Origin of the sequence: Paenibacillus sp. M-152 (assembly GCF_003856555.1) — a bacterium.
GTDB classification, from domain to species: Bacteria; Bacillota; Bacilli; order Paenibacillales; family Paenibacillaceae; genus Paenibacillus; species Paenibacillus polymyxa_C.
On record NZ_CP034141.1, the window covers coordinates 2,424,337 to 2,447,884 of the forward strand.

17 protein-coding genes are annotated in these 23,548 nt (G+C 46.7%); 14 read left to right on the forward strand and 3 right to left on the reverse strand.

Translation table 11 applies throughout. The features are described 5' to 3' along the window. Window positions 1–11 precede the first annotated feature (11 nt). From EGM68_RS11165 to EGM68_RS11190, 6 genes are all read left to right on the forward strand, one after another. The gene (locus EGM68_RS11165) at window positions 12–1,922 is read left to right on the forward strand and encodes a glycosyl hydrolase (protein WP_129549167.1); all 1,911 of its coding nucleotides are present in this window, start codon (window positions 12–14) and stop codon (window positions 1,920–1,922) included. A gap of 56 nt (window positions 1,923–1,978) precedes the next feature. After that, window positions 1,979–3,151 (forward strand): glycoside hydrolase family 88 protein, encoded by a 1,173-nt coding sequence (locus EGM68_RS11170; protein ID WP_129549168.1) that lies wholly within the window; start codon window positions 1,979–1,981, stop codon window positions 3,149–3,151. 358 nt (window positions 3,152–3,509) lie between these two features. Then, a complete protein-coding gene (locus EGM68_RS11175; RefSeq protein WP_129549169.1) occupies window positions 3,510–4,028 on the forward strand; it encodes an RDD family protein in 519 nt (172 codons plus the stop codon). Between the two features lie 109 nt (window positions 4,029–4,137). Next, a complete protein-coding gene (locus EGM68_RS11180) occupies window positions 4,138–4,278 on the forward strand; it encodes a hypothetical protein (protein ID WP_225683754.1) in 141 nt (46 codons plus the stop codon). A 186-nt stretch (window positions 4,279–4,464) separates the two neighbouring features. After that, on the forward strand, window positions 4,465–6,432 hold the full coding sequence (locus tag EGM68_RS11185) for an ATP-dependent DNA helicase (protein WP_090735256.1): 1,968 nt from the start codon (window positions 4,465–4,467) through the stop codon (window positions 6,430–6,432). Next, the gene (locus EGM68_RS11190; protein ID WP_090735253.1) at window positions 6,426–6,725 is read left to right on the forward strand and encodes a DUF6509 family protein; all 300 of its coding nucleotides are present in this window, start codon (window positions 6,426–6,428) and stop codon (window positions 6,723–6,725) included. The genes EGM68_RS11185 and EGM68_RS11190 overlap by 7 nt, the downstream gene beginning before the upstream one ends. A 118-nt stretch (window positions 6,726–6,843) precedes the next feature. Here EGM68_RS11190 and EGM68_RS11195 read toward each other — a convergent pair whose 3' ends face one another. Further along, a complete protein-coding gene (locus tag EGM68_RS11195; protein WP_129549170.1) occupies window positions 6,844–7,206 on the reverse strand; it encodes a hypothetical protein in 363 nt (120 codons plus the stop codon). A gap of 252 nt (window positions 7,207–7,458) precedes the next feature. Here EGM68_RS11195 and EGM68_RS11200 point away from each other — a divergent pair, with 252 nt between their 5' ends. The 3 genes from EGM68_RS11200 to EGM68_RS11210 all read left to right on the forward strand — a co-directional run bounded on the left by EGM68_RS11200 (window position 7,459) and on the right by EGM68_RS11210 (window position 12,465). After that, a complete protein-coding gene (locus tag EGM68_RS11200; RefSeq protein ID WP_013370925.1) occupies window positions 7,459–8,382 on the forward strand; it encodes a PLP-dependent cysteine synthase family protein in 924 nt (307 codons plus the stop codon). A gap of 1 nt (window position 8,383) precedes the next feature. Then, a complete protein-coding gene (locus tag EGM68_RS11205; protein ID WP_064963243.1) occupies window positions 8,384–9,514 on the forward strand; it encodes a bifunctional cystathionine gamma-lyase/homocysteine desulfhydrase in 1,131 nt (376 codons plus the stop codon). 194 nt (window positions 9,515–9,708) lie between these two features. Further along, complete coding sequence (locus EGM68_RS11210; RefSeq protein ID WP_129549171.1) at window positions 9,709–12,465, forward strand: PHB depolymerase family esterase; 2,757 nt, start codon at window positions 9,709–9,711, stop codon at window positions 12,463–12,465. Window positions 12,466–12,603: 138 nt separating this feature from the next. Here the strand turns inward: EGM68_RS11210 and EGM68_RS11215 are convergent, their stop codons facing one another. Continuing rightward, a complete protein-coding gene (locus tag EGM68_RS11215; protein WP_064963241.1) occupies window positions 12,604–13,521 on the reverse strand; it encodes a hypothetical protein in 918 nt (305 codons plus the stop codon). Further along, window positions 13,514–13,666 carry a hypothetical protein gene (locus EGM68_RS25710; RefSeq protein WP_165079916.1) on the reverse strand — a complete coding sequence of 51 codons (153 nt, stop codon included), beginning with the start codon at window positions 13,664–13,666 and terminating at the stop codon, window positions 13,514–13,516. Before EGM68_RS25710 ends, EGM68_RS11215 begins: the two co-directional genes overlap by 8 nt. A 300-nt stretch (window positions 13,667–13,966) precedes the next feature. On the opposite strand from EGM68_RS25710, the gene EGM68_RS11220 reads away from it, so the two are divergent. Genes EGM68_RS11220 through EGM68_RS11240 form a run of 5 tightly spaced genes read left to right on the forward strand, consistent with a single transcriptional unit; the run spans window position 13,967 to window position 23,548 of the window. Next, a complete protein-coding gene (locus tag EGM68_RS11220) occupies window positions 13,967–15,769 on the forward strand; it encodes a vWA domain-containing protein (protein WP_025679132.1) in 1,803 nt (600 codons plus the stop codon). 24 nt (window positions 15,770–15,793) lie between these two features. Further along, entirely contained in the window at window positions 15,794–19,183 is a 3,390-nt protein-coding gene (locus EGM68_RS11225; RefSeq protein ID WP_129549172.1) for a tubulin-like doman-containing protein, read from the forward strand. 3 nt (window positions 19,184–19,186) lie between these two features. After that, window positions 19,187–21,553: a transcription initiation factor TFIID gene (locus tag EGM68_RS11230; protein ID WP_129549173.1), complete on the forward strand. Its 2,367-nt coding sequence runs from the start codon at window positions 19,187–19,189 to the stop codon at window positions 21,551–21,553. Between the two features lie 45 nt (window positions 21,554–21,598). Continuing rightward, window positions 21,599–22,888 carry a vWA domain-containing protein gene (locus EGM68_RS11235; protein ID WP_129549174.1) on the forward strand — a complete coding sequence of 430 codons (1,290 nt, stop codon included), beginning with the start codon at window positions 21,599–21,601 and terminating at the stop codon, window positions 22,886–22,888. 18 nt (window positions 22,889–22,906) lie between these two features. Then, entirely contained in the window at window positions 22,907–23,548 is a 642-nt protein-coding gene (locus EGM68_RS11240; RefSeq protein ID WP_129549175.1) for a beta-mannanase, read from the forward strand.

Below are 23,548 nucleotides of genomic sequence, written 5' to 3' on the forward strand. Positions count from 1 at the left end.
AGGCATACAGAATGAATAAGCTTCAAACAGGCAGCGTGTACCCTTGGCAGACGGAACTGGAGAGATTTATAGAACAGGTGGAAAGCGCACCAAATCGAGAAAATGATGGATGGACTCACGAACGTAAGCTGGCTGTGCTGGAAAAGCTAGTTCGTGCATATGCCTTGTACCAAGATGAAAACGGAGCTATCATTGACCCTCATTCTGAAAGTGAACGGTATTACTCCACTCCATCCTATGCGTTGGCTGCGGCTGTGCTGGTCAAAGAAGGCCGGCATGATTTACTTGAGTCTGCTGCTGCGGCCTTGACGCATAGCATAGCCTGTGTAGTCGAGGAAAAAGCGCCAGATCATCACCCGGACTTTTTTCCAATTATGATGATGGGGGCGTATCGTATCCTTAAAAATCTGCTGCCAGAGCAGGCCACGGCTTGGAAACAGCAATTGAGCAGGATTCAGCCTGAGCAGACCTACATTTTTACGATGAGCAAAATGAAAAATCCAAACCGGATGATCAACTGGAATGCGATCATGATTTCCGGCGAGTTTTTGCGTGCCACTGAAGGGATTGCAGCCGATTCTGAGTGGATGGAGATGTATATCCGCAACTACCACTTACCTCGCTTTACCAGTTTGGGGCTGTACCAAGATGGTCCGCTGGATCGGCCCAATAGCCCATTCGCCTACGATATTGTCACACGGTTTCATCTGGGCGTGATGCTGGAGAACGGATATAATGGCGGCTGTGCTCTCGAAGTGCGTGACTACCTTCGCAGGGGAGCGCTCAGCTCATTGCTGACTTTATCCCCGCATGGGGAAATTCCTCCGCGTGGAAGAAGCGCGCAACACCAATGGAACGAAGCGGCTGCGGCCTTTGTTTTTACAACACATGCGCAGCAGGCGTATACAGCAGGCGAGCATGGGCTTGCAGGTGCATTTCGGCGGGCAGCAGATCTATGCTGGCAATCGATTGGCCGTTGGCAGACCGATGATGGCAAACTGCATATCGTCCGCAACCATTATTCATCTGAGGCACGCCATGGCTTTGAGGTGTACTCGAATCATACCTGCTACAGTCTATGGACGGCAGCTGTGCTGGCCCATACGCTCCTACATGGGAAGGAGATTGATCGTATTCCTCCAACCTCTATCCCGGCGGAGATCGGCAGTCGGGTATTGGCAACGGATGGCTGGTTTCAGACCGTCATTGCAGCTGTAGACGGGCAGCAAATGCTTGTGCAAACCTCAATCAACGATCCGTACAATATTCCGGGTATCGTACGTATTCAACGTTCTGCGTTGCCATCTCTGATCGGCCCATCCTCAGCAGGACACGCAGATCGCGGCTTTACGGGTTTCGCGGAGGGAGATATTTTCCCGCTGAGCTATACACCGGCCTGGCAAACCGAAGACGGAAAGTGGCACAGCTTGTCAGAAGGAATCCCTGGCACATTGGAGTTCGACCGTGATGGAGGGATTGATCCGCAGGATGGCGGAGGAAACGTACAGATGGAGCGCAGTTCAGCATCTGATGGAGAGACAGACTTTACTCTGCTGTGGGAAGGTCCATTCCCGGGAGTGAGGGAAATCCGAACGCATTATCGTCAGGTGCTTGGCAAAATTGAAGTGTCGTATGAGCTTCAAGGCAATATTCAGAATGTAGGGGCACTTATTCCATTGATGGCGTATGACGGTCGGGAACGAAGTGTGATTCATCATGTGATGACAGCCGGGAAAGAAACAGAAAGCATTCGAGTCGAATACGCAGGCGCAAGCCTTGAAGTCATCCCCATGACGGAAGGAACAAACGTGGTATGGCCGGAAGAATTGACTGCCGTAGCCTGCCGAAATGGTTTACTTAAGGGAGCGCGTCTGGAGTGTGGAGGCAGCCGCATTTCCTTTATCATTCGGTTACCTGAATAGATTAGGTCAGGAGCCATAGTTATCTTCAATCCTGTGGAAAGGGAGAGGAAAAAGAAATGACAAAATCAGAAGCATGGCTGGAACAATCGTGGGAGCTGGCATTGAATAAAACGCTTGCCTTGGCGGCAAGACTGGGGGACGCCTTTCCACATGTTGCAGAGGGTGGACGTTATAATAATTGTGAGGAAGCGTGGTGGACAGCAGGCTTTTATCCGGGGCTGCTATGGCTGGCCCATCGGGCACGTCCTGACAGTGAGACCGCTAAAATTGCACAACGCTGCGAGGCTCGATTGGAAAAAATACTTTATAATAGCGAAGCTGTAGACCATGATCTCGGCTTTATTTGGCTGCTCAGCGGTGTGGCCGCCCATCGGTTGACTGGTGATGCAGAGTCCAGAAGACGGGGGCTATTGGCTGCTAATTTGCTGGCTGCTCGTTTTAACGTGAATGGCCGCTTTATTCGCGCGTGGAACTTCCACTCGAAGGATATGGATACACGGGGTGTTGCGATCATAGACAGTATGATGAATTTACCCTTGCTCTATTGGGCCTCGGAGGAAAGTGGAGATCCACGCTTTGCTGCTCTCGCTGTTCAGCATGCAGATACCGTGGCACGTGAGTTCGTTCGTTCGGACGGCTCCATCGCGCATGTAATTGAGTTCGATCCAGAGATTGGAAAAAAGGTCGCCGAGCATGGCGGACAGGGATTTGCTCCCGGTTCCGCCTGGGCACGCGGCACGTCTTGGGCGCTGTACGGTTTTACGCTTTCGTACGGGTACATGCGCGATCTGCGTTATTTAAAGGTGGCCGAGAACACGGCTGACTTTTTCCTATCCCAGCTGGGCGATGCTTGCCTGCCTGTGTGGGACTTTAGAGCAGAAGAAGGGCACCGCGAAGCATGGGATTCGTCAGCTGCGGCCATTGCAGCTAGCGGTTTGCTGGAACTAGCAAAATATTCGGCACGTGCAGAGCAATTTACCAAAGCTGCAGAATCTATCCTCAAGGGCTTGCATCACACATGTACGGCACGGGGCGAAGAACATGAGGGATTGCTGATGAACGGAACCGTACATTATCCTGAGCAAAGACACATCAATGTGCCCATTATCTACGGCGATTACTTCTTTGTCGAAGCATTGGCAAAGCTGCGTGGTGAGGAAGGTTTGTTTAGTGTGGAGGGCAAAAAACATAGTGCGTTAGATGGTCGGGAACAAGCTCATTCGAGTTGAGCTGTTGCTTGTCAAATCCACAGAATAAATAGTGTGGCGGCGTATGTGTAATCTCATTTACACATACGTTGTTTTTTTATCCGTGAAAAAGGCTGATTCTAATTCGATGCCAAAGTACTACGTATAGGTAGATAAGAGACTGTGGCGCGCTTATTTCGTGCCCACTCAGAGTAAAATTACGGTGTATAAGCGCTTAAATCCTAAAAGAATGTTCATTTTAATGCATGGAAATAGGTCTTTTCACTTGTTTATGAGTTTTTATTCGTAAATTGACAATTTAGGGAGGTGACCGTATGATATCTTCTTGGATAAAGGAATAAAATGGATTTTAACGAATGAAAAGGAGTTATACATCATTATGATAGTAGTAAGTGATAGTGTAAGAAAGATTTACGGAGGATTTTGGGTAAGAACGGCAGCGTTTATGATTGATCTGATCATTCTCTTTGCCATAGTCCTTTTAGTTGGGGGGACATTTTCCATAATTCCAGTTCTTCTGGATATAGAGGAGACGGGTTTCATACTAGAATTTTTTATATGGATGCCGCTGATTCTTTGGCTTGTGCTACCATGGCTATATTGTGGTTTTTTGGAATCATCGAAAGTACAGGCTACACCGGGGAAGCTTGTGTTTTCTCTAGTTGTAGTTAACAGCAAAGGAAACCGTCTAGGATTCTTACACGCATCCGGACGGTACTGGATTAAAGTCATTTCTTTTATGCTTGTTCATATTATTTACATTGTGGTTGCTTTCACTGCGAAAAAACAGGGAGTCCACGATCTATGTGCCAGCACCTTGGTTGTAAATAAAAAAGAGTTGCAGCGACATGAGCAGCAATCATCCTTGCCTCCAGCAGCTTCTAACATCATAAATTAAGGAAATTAACGTTGCGGAAGATGGAAGGGTACTTCCTTCATTTATCGGGGATGAACTTTTTATTCTATCGGATCAGAGTCAAGAAACAATTGCAACAACCAGAAACCTGATGAATAGTGAAGTGTGGAAAACGATTCCAGCCGTTCAGAATAAACGAGTATATACGCTCGACAGCTCGTGGAATTTTGATGATGCCATTACGAGAGAGCGATTGCTGGAACAAATTCCAGATTTGATGAAGCAAAAGTAAACAAGGAACCAGCCAGTGCCTGAAAGCATTCGCTGGTTTCTTTGTTTTCTCATTATGTCATGAAAAAATTCCATTGTGACAAAATAAAAAATGTAAGTTATTCTTACAGTTTACATGTTCTTTTTAGCTTGTTTTGCGTTATAATGAAAGGATGCACATTATGAACGAATTGGAGGCACAGCCCGATTGACTACTTACCCTTTTGCCTTTGATCCGTCCAAGCCGTTTATTGAGCAGGCAAGTGACTGGATTGCAGATGTATTTTATGAAGTTTTGCCTGAAGTCGGCTTTGAGGTTCGGGATGAACAAATTTATATGGCATTCCAGCTAGAACGTGCCTATAAGGAAAAAAAGACCATTTTTGCAGAAGCAGGTGTAGGCACTGGTAAAACGCTGGTATACCTGCTGTACGCTATTGCATATGCCCGATACATGAGAAAACCGGCGATTATTGCCTGTGCGGATGAATCATTGATTGAACAACTGGTGAAGCCAGAAGGAGATATAGCCAAGCTGGCGCGGCATCTAAGCTTGACAATTGATGCCCGATTAGGGAAATCGCCAGATCAATATATTTGCTTGAACAAGCTGGATGAGGTGAGAAGCGGACTGGATGAGGACGCGGATGTTTTTCGCGATATTTATCAGGGTCTGCCTGATTTTGTCCATTTTCCAGATACGTTACAGTCCTTTACTCCATACGGGAACCGGAAAGAGTATCCTGAGCTAACAGATGGACAGTGGAGCAGACTTGGATGGGATGTATTTCAAGACTGTCTCGTCTGTCATCAGCGTCATCGTTGCGGACAGACGTTGTCTCGTGATCATTACCGCAAAGCGGCAGATCTGGTCATCTGCTCTCACGACTTTTACATGGAGCATGTATGGACCTATGAAGCGCGAAAGCGCGAGGGTCAGCTGCCATTGCTGCCGGAGCACAGTTCTGTTGTTTTTGATGAAGGACATTTGCTGGAGACAGCGGCACAAAATGCGCTTACTTACAAGCTTAAGCACACTCAATTTGAGTCTATTATTACCCGACTGCTAGAGGGAGAAGTGCGGGAATCTCTGGCCATGACGATCGAAGATGCAATCTCCCAAAGCGAGGTTTTGTTTGCTGCGCTCAATAAGAGCAGTCAGCCAGTACAAGGGTCTAACCGCAAGGAATTTATCCTGAATGAATCGTTGATTCGGGAGGTGACCCGTTTTGGTGAACTGATCGGTACGATCGAGGAAGAGCTTGTGTTTGAAAGCGGGTTATTCTCTTTGGATGAGTATCAAGTTAAAATTGTAGAAGAACATTTGGAAATGATTCAAACTGCTTTGGCTTTGTTTAAGCGTCCTGAACTTCTCATTTCGTGGGTGACAGAGGATCAGGATGGATTAACGCTTGTGGTTATGCCGAAGATGGTAAAAGAGATTCTCAAAGAACGAGTATTTGCGCAGCATATTCCAATCGTATTCTCTTCGGCTACACTTTCCGTGGAGGGTTCATTTGACTATATGGCGCAGAGCCTCGGTATTGAAAACCCACTAACGTTTTCCGTCGCTTCACCTTATGACTACAGCGATCAGATGCAAGCCGCACTGTACCCGCTACAAGCGGGACATAACCCAATCCAGAGAGCGCTGACGCTGCTGGAGAAATCGCAGGGAAGAGCGCTTATTCTGTTTCCTTCTCAGGAGGAACTGACTGCCTTCCAAAGGGGTCTCGCTGTTTACCCAGAGGCATCTGCCTATCGTTTTCTGTATGAAGGCTCGGCTGAAATTAGCCATCTGATCTCCGCTTTTCAGAATGATGAGGAAAGTGTGTTGTGCGCTGTTACATTATGGGAAGGATTGGACATCCCTGGACCATCCCTGTCACATGTCATCATCTGGTCGCTGCCATTTCCTCCGAATGATCCGGTTTTTACGGCTCTGCGCAAGGATGCAGCAGATCCGTTTACTGAGATAGATATGCCTCACATGGCACTTAGACTCAGACAGGGCATAGGGCGTCTAATCCGCTCGCGTAATGATCAGGGCTGGATCTCGATCATGGGTCAGGATTTGAATCGTCCAGAAGTACGCACACAAGTTGAACAACTACTGCCTGCCGGCGTAGAATGCACCATAATTGAAGGAAATCCGGAGGGAATAAAAACATGTTGAATTTTACAGCATATACAGTAGATCAAATTAAAGATGCTTTTGGTATTTTGAGTGGACAGCGTTATGAATTTATCATTGAGATAGAAGTAGAGGAAGACGACGAGCTATACACTGAAAACGGAATATATATCCGTGCTCTTTATTTAGTAGACGAAGAAAAGACAAGACTGCTGAAGTATGAATTGTTTGAAAAAGCAACGGATCGTTACATTGAGCTTGAACTTGAAGAGGATGAGCTGCAAGCAGTTGAAAACTTCTGTAAAGAACATGTACAGGATGGAGCAGTAAATTAACAGTAAGGACTTTGCTAGCACAGCTAGCTATATATTGCAATCTATAATGAGGATATCAAGGAGCCTTGGCAATGACCAGGCTCCTTTTTCCTATGACCAGTGAAGAAACTTATGTGATCTAACGCAGTCTGTCCCACACATTCACCATAAACAGCATAATACCCGCCGCGAGTAACACCCACCCTATGACGACCCACACTCTAGCCTCTGCAATCGCGTAATTTTTACCTATAATCCCCAATATCAACACTGGCAGACTGATGTTATGTATCCAAAAGTGGATACGTGCCAGAATCGTAACTGAAAGTGCAGGAAAGGTCACGTAGATTAGACCTATGATCCCAAGAGTCGTCCAACCCAGCAAATGGACATGAGACTGAATAGGGGACAGGCTATAATCACCCGACACGCCAATGATTAGACTGAACAGCACACCGAGGGCAAAATATACAGCAGCTATCTTTAAACATTGCTTACCCATAGATGACATCCTCCTATGTTAGACGTGGGTATTTTGAGAGATATTTACCATCATATCGAGGTAGAATATCAAGGGTGTGGGTGTTGTGACTGGTCCATTTGACAAAAGCTTCAAATACACATAAAATCTTATTGCATCAATACTTACCGCATTACTATGTTTTTGGAGAAGACAGCGAATTTCTCCGACAATGGGCGCTAATTTTTGACCATTGGTTTATTTTGGATTCGCCATTAAAAGGAGCTTGAAATTATGAATGTATATCGCAATACCCTTGAACTCATCGGGCGCACGCCATTAGTGGAGCTGAACAGCTATTCTCTACCCAGAGGAATTCGCCTGTTCGCCAAGCTGGAGTTTATGAACCCCGGCGGCAGCGTAAAAGACCGGGTGGGAAAGGCTCTAATTGAAAAAGCGTTAAAGACAGGCCAGTTGAAGCCGGGCGGGACTTTAATAGAAGCAACAGCAGGCAATGCAGGTATTGGTCTTGCGATGGCCGCGCTTCATTATGATATCTCGGTTATTTTTGCTGTGCCTGAGAAGTTCAGCCAAGAGAAGCAGGACTTGATGAAAGCATTGGGAGCACGTATCGTTCATACCCCGACAAGTGAGGGAATGAAGGGAGCCATTGAAAAAACAAAGCAATTGGCTGCTGAAATCAAAGATGCATACTTGCCGCAGCAATTTAGCAATCCTGATAATCCAGAGGCTTATTATACGACAATGGGACCTGAAATTTGGAACGATCTGGACGGTAAAGTCGACGTATTCGTGGCAGGAGCAGGCTCAGGGGGCACATTTATGGGAACCTCGCGTTATCTTAAGGAGCAAAATGCAGCCATTAAAACTGTCATTGTGGAGCCTGAAGGGTCCATTTTGAATGGAGGCGAGTCAGGCCCTCATAAAACAGAAGGAATCGGCATGGAATTGATCCCTGAGTTTGTGGACAAAGGCTATTTTAATGCCATTCATACCATTAGCGATGTGGACGCATTCAACCGCGTCAAGGAATTGGCCGAACGTGAAGGGATTCTCGTGGGCAGTTCCTCCGGTTCTGCCCTCCATGCTGCTTTACTGGAAGCAGAGAGCGCACCGGATGGTGCACATATTGTCACCATTTTCCCAGATAGCAGTGAACGTTATTTGAGCAAAAAAATATATGAAGGCGGGATATAAAATGAAACGCAAAACAAAACTGATTCACGGTGGACTCCCTACCGATCCTCATACTGGCGCAGTTAACGTTCCTATTTATCAGGTAAGCACTTATGAGCAAGAGGAAATCGGCGTTCATAAGGGATACGAGTATTCACGTACAGGCAATCCGACCCGGTTTGCACTGGAAGAGCTGATCAAGGAACTGGAGGAAGGCAAACGTGGTTTTGCTTTCGGTTCCGGTATGGCAGCGATCCATGCAGTGTTTTCCTTGTTTAAAGCAGGGGATCATATTTTGCTGACCGATGATGTATACGGGGGCACTTATCGTATTGTAAGCAAAGTGCTTAGTCGGATCGGGATTGAGTCCACATTTGTGGATACAACTGATCTGGAGGCTATTTCTAAAGCAATCCGTCCGAATACGAAGGCATTGTATGTCGAAACACCAACAAATCCGCTGTTGAAAGTTACTGATATCCGCGCAGTTTCAGAACTGGTGAAAAAGCATGAGCTTTTGTTGATTGTGGACAATACATTTGCTACCCCTTACTGGCAGACGCCAATTACACTCGGGGCTGATATCGTCGTACACTCCGCAACCAAATATTTGGGTGGACACAGCGATGTTGTAGCCGGTCTGGCTGTAGTCAACAGTGAAGAGCTGGGCGAGCAGCTTCATTTTCTGCAAAACGCCATTGGCGGTATTCTCGGTCCGCAGGATTCATGGTTATTGATTCGTGGTATCAAAACCTTGGGTCTGCGTATGGAAGCAATTGAGAAAAATGCAAAGGAAATTGCAGCCTTTTTGGAAAAGCATCCGAAGGTTAGTAAGGTGTACTACCCTGGGCTGGAAAGCCATGCACAGCACGAGCTGTCCAAAACTCAAGCTGAAGGCTTTGGCGGCATCATTTCCTTTGATGTAGGTAGCGATGCTAACGCGGTTGCCCTCCTGAAAAAAGTAAAGTATTTTACATTGGCTGAGAGCTTGGGAGCGGTTGAAAGTCTGATTAGCGTTCCAGCACGTATGACGCACGCCTCCATTCCGGCAGAACGCCGTGCAGAGCTAGGTATTACAGAAGGCTTGGTACGGATTTCGGTTGGGATCGAAGATCTGGAGGATTTGATCGAAGACTTGCAGTCAGCATTGTAAGAAAATAAACACAATGATCAAGAGAGGTGGCAGAAGCTGCCTCTTTTTTTGTTGTGAGAATAGCTTCTTTTTTGAAAAGCACGGAGGAGTACGCAGAGGTGGTAACGAATAGTTTTATATAGTTCAATTGAATGTTAAACGGAATATAACGCGGCTACGTCTCTGAGGAAACAAAAACCTGGAGGGGGAATGTTATGAGGTTCACACATCTGGAAAAAGCAACTACTGTGCTGTCGGATCATCCGGTACGTCTGGCGTCTGCTTATGCAGTCGGCCCAGTCGAGCTTCCGGAAAATTGTGGTGTGGGCAGGGAATGGTCGAGTCATTTTACGCAAGAGGAATGGAATTTGGAAAAGGCTTGTGGTGAAGATGGAATCGAGCTTTCAGCAGGAGGAAAGGCAGTGTGCCGATTACTGACCGAGCTTGACCCTCGGACCTCTGAACTGAATCTAGGTGTTTTTCCGCCTTTGGCTGAACACGAAAGACTTTTGCTGGTTTCAAATCTACGTTGTATGACTGCACAGGAAGTGATTTTTAGACCGTTTGAAGGAACCGGACAAATTTGGATAGATGGCACATTGGTATATGCCGAATCCGGTCCCTTTCGCTTGTATTTGGAGGAAGGTGATCACACGGTCGTTATCATTGCTGCATTTATTCCTGATGAGGCCCGCTCTATTCGTATCAGTGGAAATCAGGTATGCGATGAACCAGATGTGATAGAACTGCATCGTGAATTCGTAGAGCGTAATATACGTAATCATATGGCATGGTTAGAGGTTGAGCAAAGTGCTGGCAGGGAAGGAGAAGACAGCCCGATTTTATTTTATTTGCTGCGTAAGGATCGGATACTTCTTCCCTCAGATCAAACGTTATGGGTCGAGGTAACGAATGATGAGGGCATGAAGCTGGATCAGTTTCCAGCCCATTGGGAGCAGGAGCAAAGCTACGCCTGGGATGAGGAGAAGATCGGGAATACGGGAATGCTGCACTTCACCGTTACCTATCGGGATTATGAGGCTGTAGAACATCATTTTGTGTATTCGGTACTTGTGCGGCCTTTGTCAGTCGTCGTGGAGGGCTTGCAGGAAGAGTATGACCAGTACATGCAAGCCAACGCTAAAGATGTTCTTCATTCTGCGCAGAAAATACAAATAAAGGGCCTGCTTGAGGAATTAAACAGGTTAACGGATTCGCCGGAAGATCCTTTTGAAATCTGGGATTCCCAGGTGGTGCGTGAATATATTAAGCTATTAAAACAAATTTTTATATCTGGACATACCGAACAGTCACAGCACCCATCGTTACTTCAGAAAGAACATATTTTTTTGACGGCCGACGGCATTGGTGAAAGTTTTTTTGTCTCCCGTTTGGACAATAGTTTGCAACGGTATACCATCCAGCTTCCCAGCAACTACACGGCTGAGCGACGGTATCCACTGATCGTTCTAATGCCTGGCAAGCGATATGAGCTGGGACTGCCGGATTTTCAGAATAGAGGTTTTGGGCGGGGTTGGGAAGACGAGGCTATATTTGTTACTTTTTCGTGTCGTGGCGTTACGCTGGGCAGTTATATTGGAGAAGCCGCTTTTTTGGAGGGGCTAGATGTCATACTGCAAGCGTACCGAGTGGACGAAGAACGTATCTATCTGACGGGTTACTCAAATGGTGCATATGCTGCATGGGCGATGGCACAGGCTTATCCTTCTCGGTTTGCAGCTATTGCGGTAATCTCAGGGACGCCACACCCCAAGCATCTGAAAAATTTGATCAATATTCCAATATTGGATGTGTGTGGTGACCAGGATTATTTATTTGCCCAAGCATACACAGCTCCTGTAACAGAGCTTTCATCGAACCATTTTAAAGGTGTGATAGAGCGGCAGTCTAATCATTGGGATACGCATGAGTTAAGACTTTTGGACGGCATACTGGGTTGGCTTATGCAATGGAAAAGAGATGTTGTGCCTCAGCGTATTGCCTATCGGACGGAACGGGGCAGACATAATCGGGCTTACTGGCTGGAACTGACGCGCATGGATGAAAACGAGGAATATGCGGAGTTGTATGGCGAAATGAGCTCCACTGGTGAATTGGATATTGAGGCTGTTCACGCAGAAGAATTTGTGATTCATCTCTCGCAGGAGGACATGTCCTTGGAACTCGCTCAGGTTCGTATTGGAGCCCGCATTTTCATGTTGGATTTACGAGAATACAGCCGCTTTCGCTTTGTTAAAACACACTCGCACAAACGCCCCTCACCCGAATACCGTTTGATTGCTGAACGGGAGGGAGAGAGCAGTGAAGACTCCACCAAAAATGCGGATGCAGCTAAGAGTATTGCGGGTTTGCAAAGCGTGGGAAGAAATGGTGCTAGTCACGGTATGGGTGTACTTGACGTTTATATGGATCGACTTCACATCGTTCTTCCATCTAGCTATACTACATCAGAGGAAGAGCAGGCAGTGAAACGAACGGCGAACGCCTTGGCTAGCCCGCGGACAGCGACTTGGAATCCGTACATTGGTGTTCATTATCCTGTGGTCTCTTCTAAAGATATTTCAGAGAAAGAGCTGGCTGATAGCAACGTGATTTGTATCACTTCAGGCTTGTCCAGACATGAGCTGCTTCAGAAGTATCAAGCTCATCTTCAAATTGCATGTACCGAGGACGGGTATACATGGGGTGACGATTTTACGACAGGCGAGTACTGTTTGTCATATATTCAGCCTAGCCCATGGTCAGCAACCCAGCAGATGCTTGTTGTAGCGACCAATTCACCCCGTCTGCTGGGTAAAAACCTTTTTATGCGCAGACTGATTATGCCCGGATATTTTAATGGTCTACACCCGTATTTGAATAAAGAGATTATTGTGTATGATAGCAAGGGAGTACGAGCATTTAACTTTACTTCCATTAAGCATGCGCAGCATAAACTGCAAGGTCAATAAAGATGCATGAGCGTCATTATAATCCATATTTAAAAAACCGTCTGGAGGCACATTGGCGATCCTGACGGTTTTTTTGCTGATCCATTGCAGTGATTCCTTGACTGGGATACGTCATATATAAAAGGGCATTATGGCAACTCAGCTTTTATACTGCTCCATCAGGTACATGATCTTCACTTCATCGGCCAAATCTCCAAAGGGTTCTAACGGATTCTCCTGAATGATATGATATAAACGTTGGATTCGTTCCTTTGGCAGCTTCCGAACATATCTGGAAATGAAAGCGGCATGGGTGACTATGTAGCGTTTTTTACGGACAGCGGCACTAGCTACGCGAACGAGAATATCTTCGCCTCCTGCCATCTCTAAAATACGGCGCTCATAAAAAGCCACATACCGGAATGTCCGATCCTTAATCAGCTCACGATTGAGTCTGGCAACCTCTCCAATGTATCTGACCATAAGGGGTTCAAAGCTTTTGATCAGGAGAGGATCGAGCGTTAATTCCATATCTTTGCGAAGAACAAATGATTGCAGCAGAGCGACCTGCTGGAGCCTTATCCGATCATTGTGAATGAGTACGGCAATCTCGCGTAACATTTCATAACAGACACGCTCACTGAGCTGTCGCAGGGCAACTGCATTTTTGTGATTCACGTTCAATCCTTCCTGGATCTGTCCTATACGGCCTCTGAAAAGGCGTATAAGCTGCCTACGCTGTTCATAAGGAACAATGCGCTGCTGTAGAAGGATCAAGGGCAACAGGAGAAACGCACCGACGATACCACACAGTAGCATTTGCTGTGACGAGTGACCGAAAAAGATAGAAGCAGCCAGTAGCGCGATGCCGACGGCAAGGTCTTTATGAAAATAACGTTTGGCTCTGAGTTGGGCATATTGCTCTACAGGGACCAGCGTATCCCGACCACACGATGTACATTTCTCTTCCCAAAGGGCGGTGAATTGTCCGCAGCGCTTGCAGACTCTCAGCTTTTGGAAGGCACGCTCTGTGCGGGTAAAGGGGCGAAATTGCACAGCCTGTTTGGAGCTATTCATTGCGCTCACTTCTCCGGTTCAGCAGTGCGAGAAGCTCGGTGTCGATTTGTGTAATCGACGGGGCGCGTCTTTTATGTATATAGTAGATTAGTGATTTAATGGCGACAAAAAGAAACATAATCGCCAGACATCCGTATGAGATCATAGTGTACTTCCTCTTTCTGCTTAGATTTTTATTTTACTGTTTTACATGAACGGGTTTCGCTAGGGTTATTTTTGTCGTATAAAGGAGAAGGCTGGTGCCCGATTGCCCTTGTTGGGGTATAATTATATCATTACTGCAGGATATTGGTAAAATATCGCGGTATAATAGGCTTTTTGGTCGTATTCAGGCCGCTCGGACAGGATTTTCAGCTGGCGCTCATGTAAAACTCATTATAATTTAATAGTAGTGGAGTACAACTGTAATTTAGAATGAGAATTAATCGGCAAAGGGGTACAAGCGATGTTTAGTAGAGACAGAAAATGGTTTTTGGTCATCGGAATCATATGTACAATGATCATGACCTCGATTTCGGCCTGGCAGCCACAGACGGCGAATGCCGCTTCACCCTCAGCTTCTAAAGTGGATGCGGTGCTGGTAGTCGATGTAAGTAATTCAATGAACACCAGTGATCCTGGGAAAATTGGCAATGAAGCCATGAAAATGTTTATTGATATGTTGTCAACACAAAATGACAAGGTTGGGATTGTAGCCTATACGGATGTCGTACAGCGCGAGAAAGCCTTGCTTAATATTTCATCCGAAGCAGATAAGCAGGAACTGAAGACGTTTATTGACGGGCTGAACCGGGGAGCGTATACTGACACCTCCGTAGGTGTCAAGGAAGCGATCCGTATTTTGCAGGATGGAAAAACAGCCGGGCATGCGCCTATGATCGTTATGTTAGCTGATGGTAACAACGATTTTAATAAGACGACAGGCCGAACTGAAAGCCAATCCGCTCAGGATATGGCACAGGCTGTAGCCGAGGCTAAAAAAAGCGGTGTGCCGATCTATACCATCGGTTTGAATGCAGATGGAAAGCTGAATAAAAATAAACTCGCCGACATCGCGCAGCAAACGGGTGGCAAGTCCTTTATTACAAGCTCGGCAGACGATCTGCCGAACATTTTGAGTGAAATTTTCGCCAGCAATTTGAAATTGAAAGTGGTGCCCTTGCAGTCCATTACGGCAAACGGCGACTATCAGGACGTTACAGTAACCGTACCAAACGATAGCGTGCTGGAAGCCAACATTTCGATCATGTCCTCGAAACCGGTGGACGCGAGATTAATAGACCCATCGGGCAACACGAAGTCGATTCCTTCGAGCGATGTACTGCTGTCCAAGTCCAAAAGCTACTCGCTGATTAAATTGCTCAAGCCTGTGGCTGGCGACTGGAAGCTTCAAGTCAAGGGAGTGCAGCAGGATAAGATTGATATTAATCTGGTATTTAACTATGATTTGGAATTGAAGCTCGACGCACCGCCTGCCAAATCATACAAAAAAGGTGACTCGGTTCAAATTCGTTCCTATCTGACGAGCAATAACCAGCCGTATCAGGATCAGGAATTGTATGCGAATATGAATGCTGTCCTGAAGGTCAAGGACCTTGATACCGGCGCAACGAATGAAGTGCCCCTAACAAACGCAGGCGATGCTTTTACCGGCTCATATACGATTCCGGATGAGCATGACTATGAGCTAACCGTCAGAGCAGAGGAGAAGAGCTTTTACCGTGAAACGCAGCCTGTAACCATCAGTGCCAAAGCTGGGGCAGCGAGCGGTACGAATACTGGCACAACTCAGCCTACGGCACCTGCTGAAAAGTCTAAGCTATTGCCACTCATTCTTTTAGGGGTGGGACTGCTCGTTCTGCTAGTGGCGGCATATTTCATCTGGAAGGCTGTCAAAAAAGCCAATCGTGGCTTTGTCGGTCAGATCGTACTGGAAATCCGGGACGAAAATACCGGCGAAAAGACATACCCGCAGTATAAGAAGCTGAACACCTTCCGGGGCAAATTCAATTTACACCAGTTGCTGCAACTGGCGCCAGAATTTGCTGGAACCGATAAGGTCGTGTTCACGCCAGCGAACCAGGATCGCATTGTGGTGCGTAGTACCCCAGAGATTACGATTGAAAAATCCGGGCGTGCTGTAGACGCAGGCAATGGTCTTGAACTGAAAAACGGTGATCGTCTGACGATTCCGCTGGCTAGTGTGGACAAAACCATTTTACTGGAGTTTATTTCAGTAAACAGCTAAACGAACCCTTAGGAGGTCATATCTATGAAACCAGTAGTTAGAGAGCATATCCAACAATTAGACGTATCACTCGGCGGAGGGATCGTAAGCGATAAGATCAGAGTAGATACCATCGATAATCCTATTTTAATTATCGGACTTGGGGGAACGGGGATTGACGCCCTTCTCCGCTTGAAATATCAAATCAACCGTAGATTCAAGCTGCCTGCGGACCCGATTTCTAAGAAAAAGAGCGAGAAACCGGATAACGTAGAATTTCTCGCTTTTGAAACGAATGAACAAGACCGCAACAAAAAATACAAAGGGATTGGTTTGGACCCCATCAATGAGTTTGTACTGCTGTCCAATGCGGAAATCGGCGGGTTGCTGCAAAACCGCAGTATTTTGGAGCCGTACATCACTGACTGGCTGTCTCCCGAGCTGAGCATTACCGATGGTATGAACGGGGCGGCAGGGGTACGTCAGGCTGGACGATTACTATTGTTCACCAAAATCAATCAGGTCGTACAAAGTATTGACAAAAAAATCAAAACCCTGTCTGAAGGTACTAACAAGAAGCTTATGGTGTTTTTGCTATCCGGTTTGTCCGGCGGTACAGGAAGCGGTACTTTCCTCGATATCTCATATATCGTTCGAGGCATTATTGAGCGGGACTATGGCTCCGCAGGTGTAGACCGTGTAAACACGCTGGGTTATCTGTTCACGCCGGATATTAATCTGGCGAACAAAAGCCTGAGCGAGCATACGCGTGAATATATTAAAAAGAATGGCTATGCTGCACTGAAAGAGCTGGACTACTGGATGAATGTGGACAGTCGTGGTGAACGCTTTAAGCAACAGTACGGCAACATTTTGACCGTAAACTCGCCGTTGCCGCCGTTCAATCTGTGTCACCTTATTTCGGCTACGAATACGGAAGGCAAACTACTGGAAAATGCTTATGATTACTGCATGAATGTCACCGCTGAGAACATCACCAACTTTATGGCGAGTGAGGAAAAACAGTCGGGTGAAGAGTTCGCCATTCATGACTACATCAGCAACATTCGTACCAACATCGCGCAAATGAATAAGGCGTATCCAGCAAACTACGATTACAATATTATCGGAGCTTCCTCGGCAGTGCTACCTATGGAGGAAATGACGACATATCTGGCTTACCGAATGTTTGGTAAAATGTCCAAAATGTTTGAGCAAGCGCCAAATCAGGAGGATGTAGAGAAGTTTGCCCGCAAGCTGGGCGTGGATCTGGATAGCATGATCAAAAACTTTGAGTCCCGTGTACCTGAGCCGCTTCCGGGCTTTGAAAACAGTGAACGGTTAAGTTATAACAATGTTGTTAAGATGCAAGTAGTTAATATGGACACTGAGCTGGAGCAAACGTTCCTGACGCGTGCTCGCGAAGAATATATCAAAGCGAAGAAACAGCTTCCTGGCGAAATTGTAGGACAGTTTACGGACCAAATCCGCCGGATGTTCCTACATCCCGAGCAAGGGCCGTTTTATGTATCCCGCATGATATATACTGAAAAAGGGTTTAGCTTGCTGAAAATGCTGCTTTCCTATGTTGAAACGTTGCGTGAATCACTGCACCGTATTCCTACGGACATTGAATGGGCGCGAGAGCAGGCGAACGAGAAGCTGGGCGATGCTAAGAGTGCGTTTGTATCCAAGGATAAGAAGAAAAATGCATATATTGAAGCAAAAATCAACGAATATTGGCTGCGGGCTGATGTGGAACGTACAGAGCAGCTCATTGAATTCTATGAAGACCTGTATGACCTGCTAAATAAAGAAAATAACCGCATTTATAATGTATTTACTGAAATTTTGAACGCACTGAGTGCCATTTTCGAAAAGAATGGTGATCTGCTGATTAATGGCGAGGAACAATCCGATCACAAAGGTAACAAGACGTATTATTGGAATCTGGTAAGTGTACCGGATATTTCAGAAGTTGTGACCAAGTTGCTGGATAACCGCAATGGTGACGATTTGATTCGTGATTTTGCCCAAGAATTGCTGGGAAATTCAGATCAATGGGTGAAAGATCAGGATATGGACATCATCAGCTCGATCTCCAATTTCTTGACTGACAAATTCGGTGATCTCATTACCCGTTCCATGGAGGATTTCCTGGTCATGAAGTACGGGCAGGATGAAGCAATTGAAAAATTTGTGGAGCGTTACATTGCAAGCAAGCTGGATGAGGAGGCTGTACCTGTCTTCCATTTGAGCAACAGTTCTGGCAATTTGTATTTCCCATCCTGGGGATTCGTTTCGGTACCTGTACAGTCGCCTAATATCCTGAAAGGCGTTCGCAATTATCAAAATAATGCAATTGGCAAATCGCACTTCACTATTAAAGAAAGTGAAGTCCGTAACCGGATTTTCTGGCTCAATACGCGTAATGGTGTTCCTCTGTTTGTATATACGCCGCTCAAAGTGTATGAAGAGAGCTATGAGAAAACCATTCTTGACCGTGAAGGTATTGGCCGACATCTGGTGCAGACAGGTCAGAACAACTGGACGAATCTGCCGTCGCCGATTCCTGAAAAATCATGGGGAGAAACTTACATCAATTCGCGTGTGCAAGCTCACAATGCCCGCATTCGTAATGATTTCGACCGGGCCAAGGCACTCGGAGTGATTCGTGAGAAAGATGTCGATCAAAATACAAGCAGCCGTTTTACTGTAATTCGCTCACAAGCGCTAGATATGAATGCGCTACTGGCAGGCTACGATATGCGCTTACAGGAATCCAAGCCGAATTTGGGCGAGGTGAAAAGAGCATGGTCTGAGCTGAAGCGTCTACTGGCTGAAGGGCTGGAGCAGACCGGAAGCAAGGACATCTTTGGCAGTATCAATGAAGAGATGGCCAAGGAAAACCTGATCCGTTCACCGGAGTTAACACAGGTGGTTCGTGATGAGCTGGCGAAATATATTCAAATCGAAGCAAAAGCCGCTGAATTGGAAGCTTTACTGGGCAAATATCAGGATGAAGAAAAATGGTTGGATCAGTTCATTCAGGCCCTCTATACAGACACAATTACGAAAAAAGGCGCTTTGTACGTCTATGATCGTGATGAAGAGGAAGAGGCGTGGGAGCCGTTTGCCAACGTCATGAAGAGCCGCAATTATGTGGAGTTTGAAGTGTTTACAAACTTCCGTGGATTGGATGAAAAGAAATTTGCAGCACTAATGCGTAAGGCGGATCGCCGTGATGCTGTATTGACTTCATCTGAGGATATTACACCACTGCTGGCGAAGTTGGATGAGCTGGCTGCCACTTACACAGAGGCACGCAATCAATTGGAATATGAAAAGGTAGAGCTGGCTAATGGAGCGGAACTTTATGCATTTTATGCTCAAATGGCCGGAAAATTAAACGACATCCGCAGAAAGTTGAAGTAAAGTATGAGAGAGCAGCTGTTACGTTATGCGGCTGACTATGCAGCCGCAGAGGACCAATTAATCGGAAGCGGGGATGGACGCAGCAGCATCCATTTCCCGTCCGTGTTTCTTTTTATCGGCGATCACATGAGCCCGGTGATGAACACAATTGCAGATATCAACCGGACCAAGTGGGATAACAGCACAGGAGTAACCTATATTCAGATTTGCTCGCAGGAAGAGCACGCGGCTGCAGACCGTTCGGTAGAGGCCATCGTTCATACGGTAGCTGTACCGGAAGAAAGTAGTCACCAAACGTTACGCCGTGACTTGCACCAGGCTTTTTATACACATGAATCAAAGCTAATTGAACTTAACACCGCGTTACGCCGGGCTAGTGGACATCTGGCTGATTATGGTCGGTTGTATTCCTCGTTTGAGCGTGTACATTTGTCGATCCTGACAACAGCGGATGATCCCATGAACGTATTAATTCCTGAAATTACGCTGTTGGCAGAGTATATTTTTGCCCAATCTTTTAAATCGGTACAAATGGATCTGTATGTGTTGATGAGCGAAAGCGACCAGGCTGCCCAATTTGGCTACAGAAGTGCAACATCCGTTGCTTTTATGCGGGAGTTGGATTACATCCAGAGCCCAGCATATACGTTTACAGCACCGCTTCATATGACCGAGGACAAATTGACCATCCCGGTATCTCATGCTCCATCTCCGTTGTTCGATCTTGTCTATGTGCTGTCCGACAAGAATGAGCGCGGCGTAACGGTGCCGAATAGCCTGCGCGAGAGCTGTGATATTATTTGTCACATTCAACTTCTTAAAAACCGTTATCAGGCAGGGGATTCCTATCGGTCACAGGATGGAGGCTACAATAATACATCGTTTAAGAATAACATCATGACGGAATCCGGGCGGCAGGGTTATGTGTCGGCTGGATTTTCCCGGGTTAACCGCCCTAATCAGTCGATTGCGCTTACGGTGTTGTATCACTTTTATGTGAAGCTGCTAGAGCGTATGAGAACAGAGCAGGATTGGGACATACGCGATAAGCTAAATTATTTTGGCTTAGATGCTGCTGAGCGCGGCCGTACACGAAATGATCTAGTACCTGGAAATGAAGCGATCATGGACATGAGCGCACTAATGACGAGCGGAGCCAGCTACGGCTCGCTGAAACGAATGTCATTACGTGAGGCAGAGGAAACCTTGTTTGGTCAGGGGTGCGAAGCCTTTTTCCGCGATAACTGTGAACGGATCGTACAGAAGCGCTTGGGAGATTTTCAGGCGGATATGCGTTTGCAGATGGCTGTGAATGCAGCTGCTAAGGAACATCCTCATATCGGCTTTTTCGAGCTGACAGATTGGACGGATGAAAATCAAACAGGGAATGTGCTTACGGCTGTTCGGGGAATGATTCGTGATACGTCCAATGATTTGCAGATCAGTGCGGCCGAACTGGATGCGCTGTATAGCGGACGAGTGGAAGATCAGCCTTTTCAGCGACTGCCGCTTATGGATAAACATAATGTGCGTAGCTTGATCCGTTACCTCACTGAAACAGTCTACGGGCATAAAATGCACATGTTGCGGATTCAAGTGGATTTGGAGCTACTTCGCCGCTATGAAATGGCACTGGAAAAATGGCATGCACAGGCGAAGCATATTACAGTACAGCTAGCCAACCTGGAGCGTGAATTGCATCAAGCTGCAACGGATAGTATTCGGCAGGCTGACAGTTACACAGGTCAAAACCTGTTCGAGTATTACGAGCGTGTGACGGAGGATGTCATGCATGAGTTGGAAAGCAAGCGGGGGAAATCTGTATTTTTTGACGCCCGGCATATGGGACCTGTATCTGGGTTTCTGGATGAAGGTCTGTCTGCACTGGTGGATAGACTTACGCAGACCTGCCGTACCTTGATTCTCAGCTCACAGCCATTTAATCAGACATTCGAAGAAGAATTATTACGACGTGCCAATGTAGCTGCTGCATATGAAAATCGGCTGGTCGTTCCGAAGGATGAGCTGTTTAAAAAACTGTATCAAACGTTAGAACAGCACGGCGGAATCAATGTACGTTTGCTCGACTATACCCATGAGCATCGGTATGAAGAAAAGTATTTTTTTGGTGACTACGAAGGCGAATTTCTTCCTTATGCGATGGACGTCGACATTACTTCGCGAATTTACAAGCTGGGTTTTGTTCATGAGCGTCGCAGTAGCGGGGTGGAAAAACTGCATTTGATGGGCGGCTTCCATCTGGAGGATCTGATGGTTTACCGCAACGGCAAAACGTATTATGAGACATATACTGCGAATGGTTTCGTGTTTCATGGAATCGACGTGGACCGGTTGCCGGAATTGCGGTAGCCATATATTATCCTACTTTAATGATGGAAGGAAGCAACGAATCTTATGAAGCAACGTAAATTTAACGTTCTCCTATTGGTGTTTGGCTTGCTGGGCGCTGTAGTAGGCTTCATCTTAGGAGAGCTTATTCTTCACAAATTAATAGGCCATTGGCCGCATATCATCGTGGTCGGGCTGTATTTTGGCATCATGGCGCTGTGCATTGGTCTAGGTTGCCTTATCGGCGAACTGATTTCGCCACAGTTGAATGGACATTCATGGCGACAACGATACTCAGGATTGTCCTGGAAATTACTGGTACCCGCTACACTGGTCATGTTGTTCGTGGCAGGTCTACTATTGGAACTGGGGTATCAGATTAACCCTGAAGGGCGCAAGAGTGTACAGGACCTCGTGCTTGTGATTGATAATTCCGGGAGTATGCAGCAAACAGATCCCGATAATGAACGCCTAACAGCTGCCAAGAGTCTAATTGGACAAATGGATGGGGACAAGCGCGTAGCCATTGTTTCTTTTGAATCCACCGCGCAGTTGGTACAGCCGTTTACTCCCATTGGCACAGATGCAGAGAAGCAAGCGGTTTATTCGAAAATCGATAGTATGCAGGCGTTATTGTCAGGCGGTACAGACATTGGGCTTGCTTTGGACGAGACGATCAAGGAGATTGAAACCCAAGGCAGTGCGGAAAAAGGTTCTCTCGTTATTATGCTTTCTGACGGTTTTAGCGATCTGGATACGCAGACTGCATTGGCGCCTTACATTGCCCGCCAGATTCCGATTAATACGATCGGACTAAAACTGGCAGAATCGGATGGTATAGCTTTATTGCAAAATATTGCTAGCTTAACGGGCGGAACTTATTCTAATGTAGCCAATGCCCAAGGACTTACGCAGGCGTTTGGTAAAATATATAACAAAATTGGTGATCGCACGCTGGTAACGGAGCGGACAGGTGAGTATGCCGACAGTCTGTATTTTGCTATTTATCGCGTAACGGCTCTGGTTATCATCGGAGTTCTATTAGGGTTGGCTCTTGGATTGATGTTTGATAACCGTTTTCTCGCGCGGAATTTTGCAATTGGTGGAGTTCCAGCCGGCTTGCTCGCTGGCTTGATTTTGGAAAGAGGGTTATCTGGCTCGCCTATAGGTGACTTGATGATTCGTTTGCTAGCAGCGCTCGTACTGGCGGCCCTTATTGCTGTCTTTTCACTTGTTCTGCCGATTGCGGAAAATACTCGCCGATCTTCTGGTGGTGGGAGCCAAGGTGGGCCATCAGGCCAACGGAGAGGGGCACCGGAAGGCCCGACGCGCAATCGACGCAGCAGTGGATTTTAGAACGGGAGGCTGGAACTTATGCAGTATAGGGATGCACAGCCCGGTGATCCTGTGATTTCGGAGCTGAGCCACAAAATTGACGACAACCGGGTAGTGTTACGCTGGCAGTGGCCTGAAGGTGTAGCCGTAGTCTATATTGCCAAACAATCAGCCGATGCAGGTGCGAACGGGCAGAATGAAACGCCGACTTCTGACCTGAAGCTTTTTACACGCGAGGAATATAAGGCCGCTGGCAGCTATCGTGACCGGATTGAAGGCATTGGACGTGTGCGGTATACCGTGTATCCGGCTGTTCGGGAGGAGGGTGACACCTTTGTAATCCGTCAGCCAGACGGAACCAACCAACTGGAGTTGAGCACGGGTAGAGCCAAAATTAAATATGCGGTTCACCATAAAAAAAGCTGGTTTCGCAGCCGCAAAACAGTCCAGATTCAGGTGACAGCCGAAGTTCCTGTTCCGCAGGAGGTGCTTTGCTACGTAAAGAAGCGTGGCGGCTATCCGGTTGACCGGGACGATGGCACCTTGTATCCGTTCACGGCACCCTTTGCTGCAGGACGGAATGTTTTACCCGCTATTGAAGTGGGGGGAGATGAGTATGTGCGGCTGTTTTTTACGGACGGTCAGAAGTATGGCACGATATATGAATTAGTTCCTGAATGA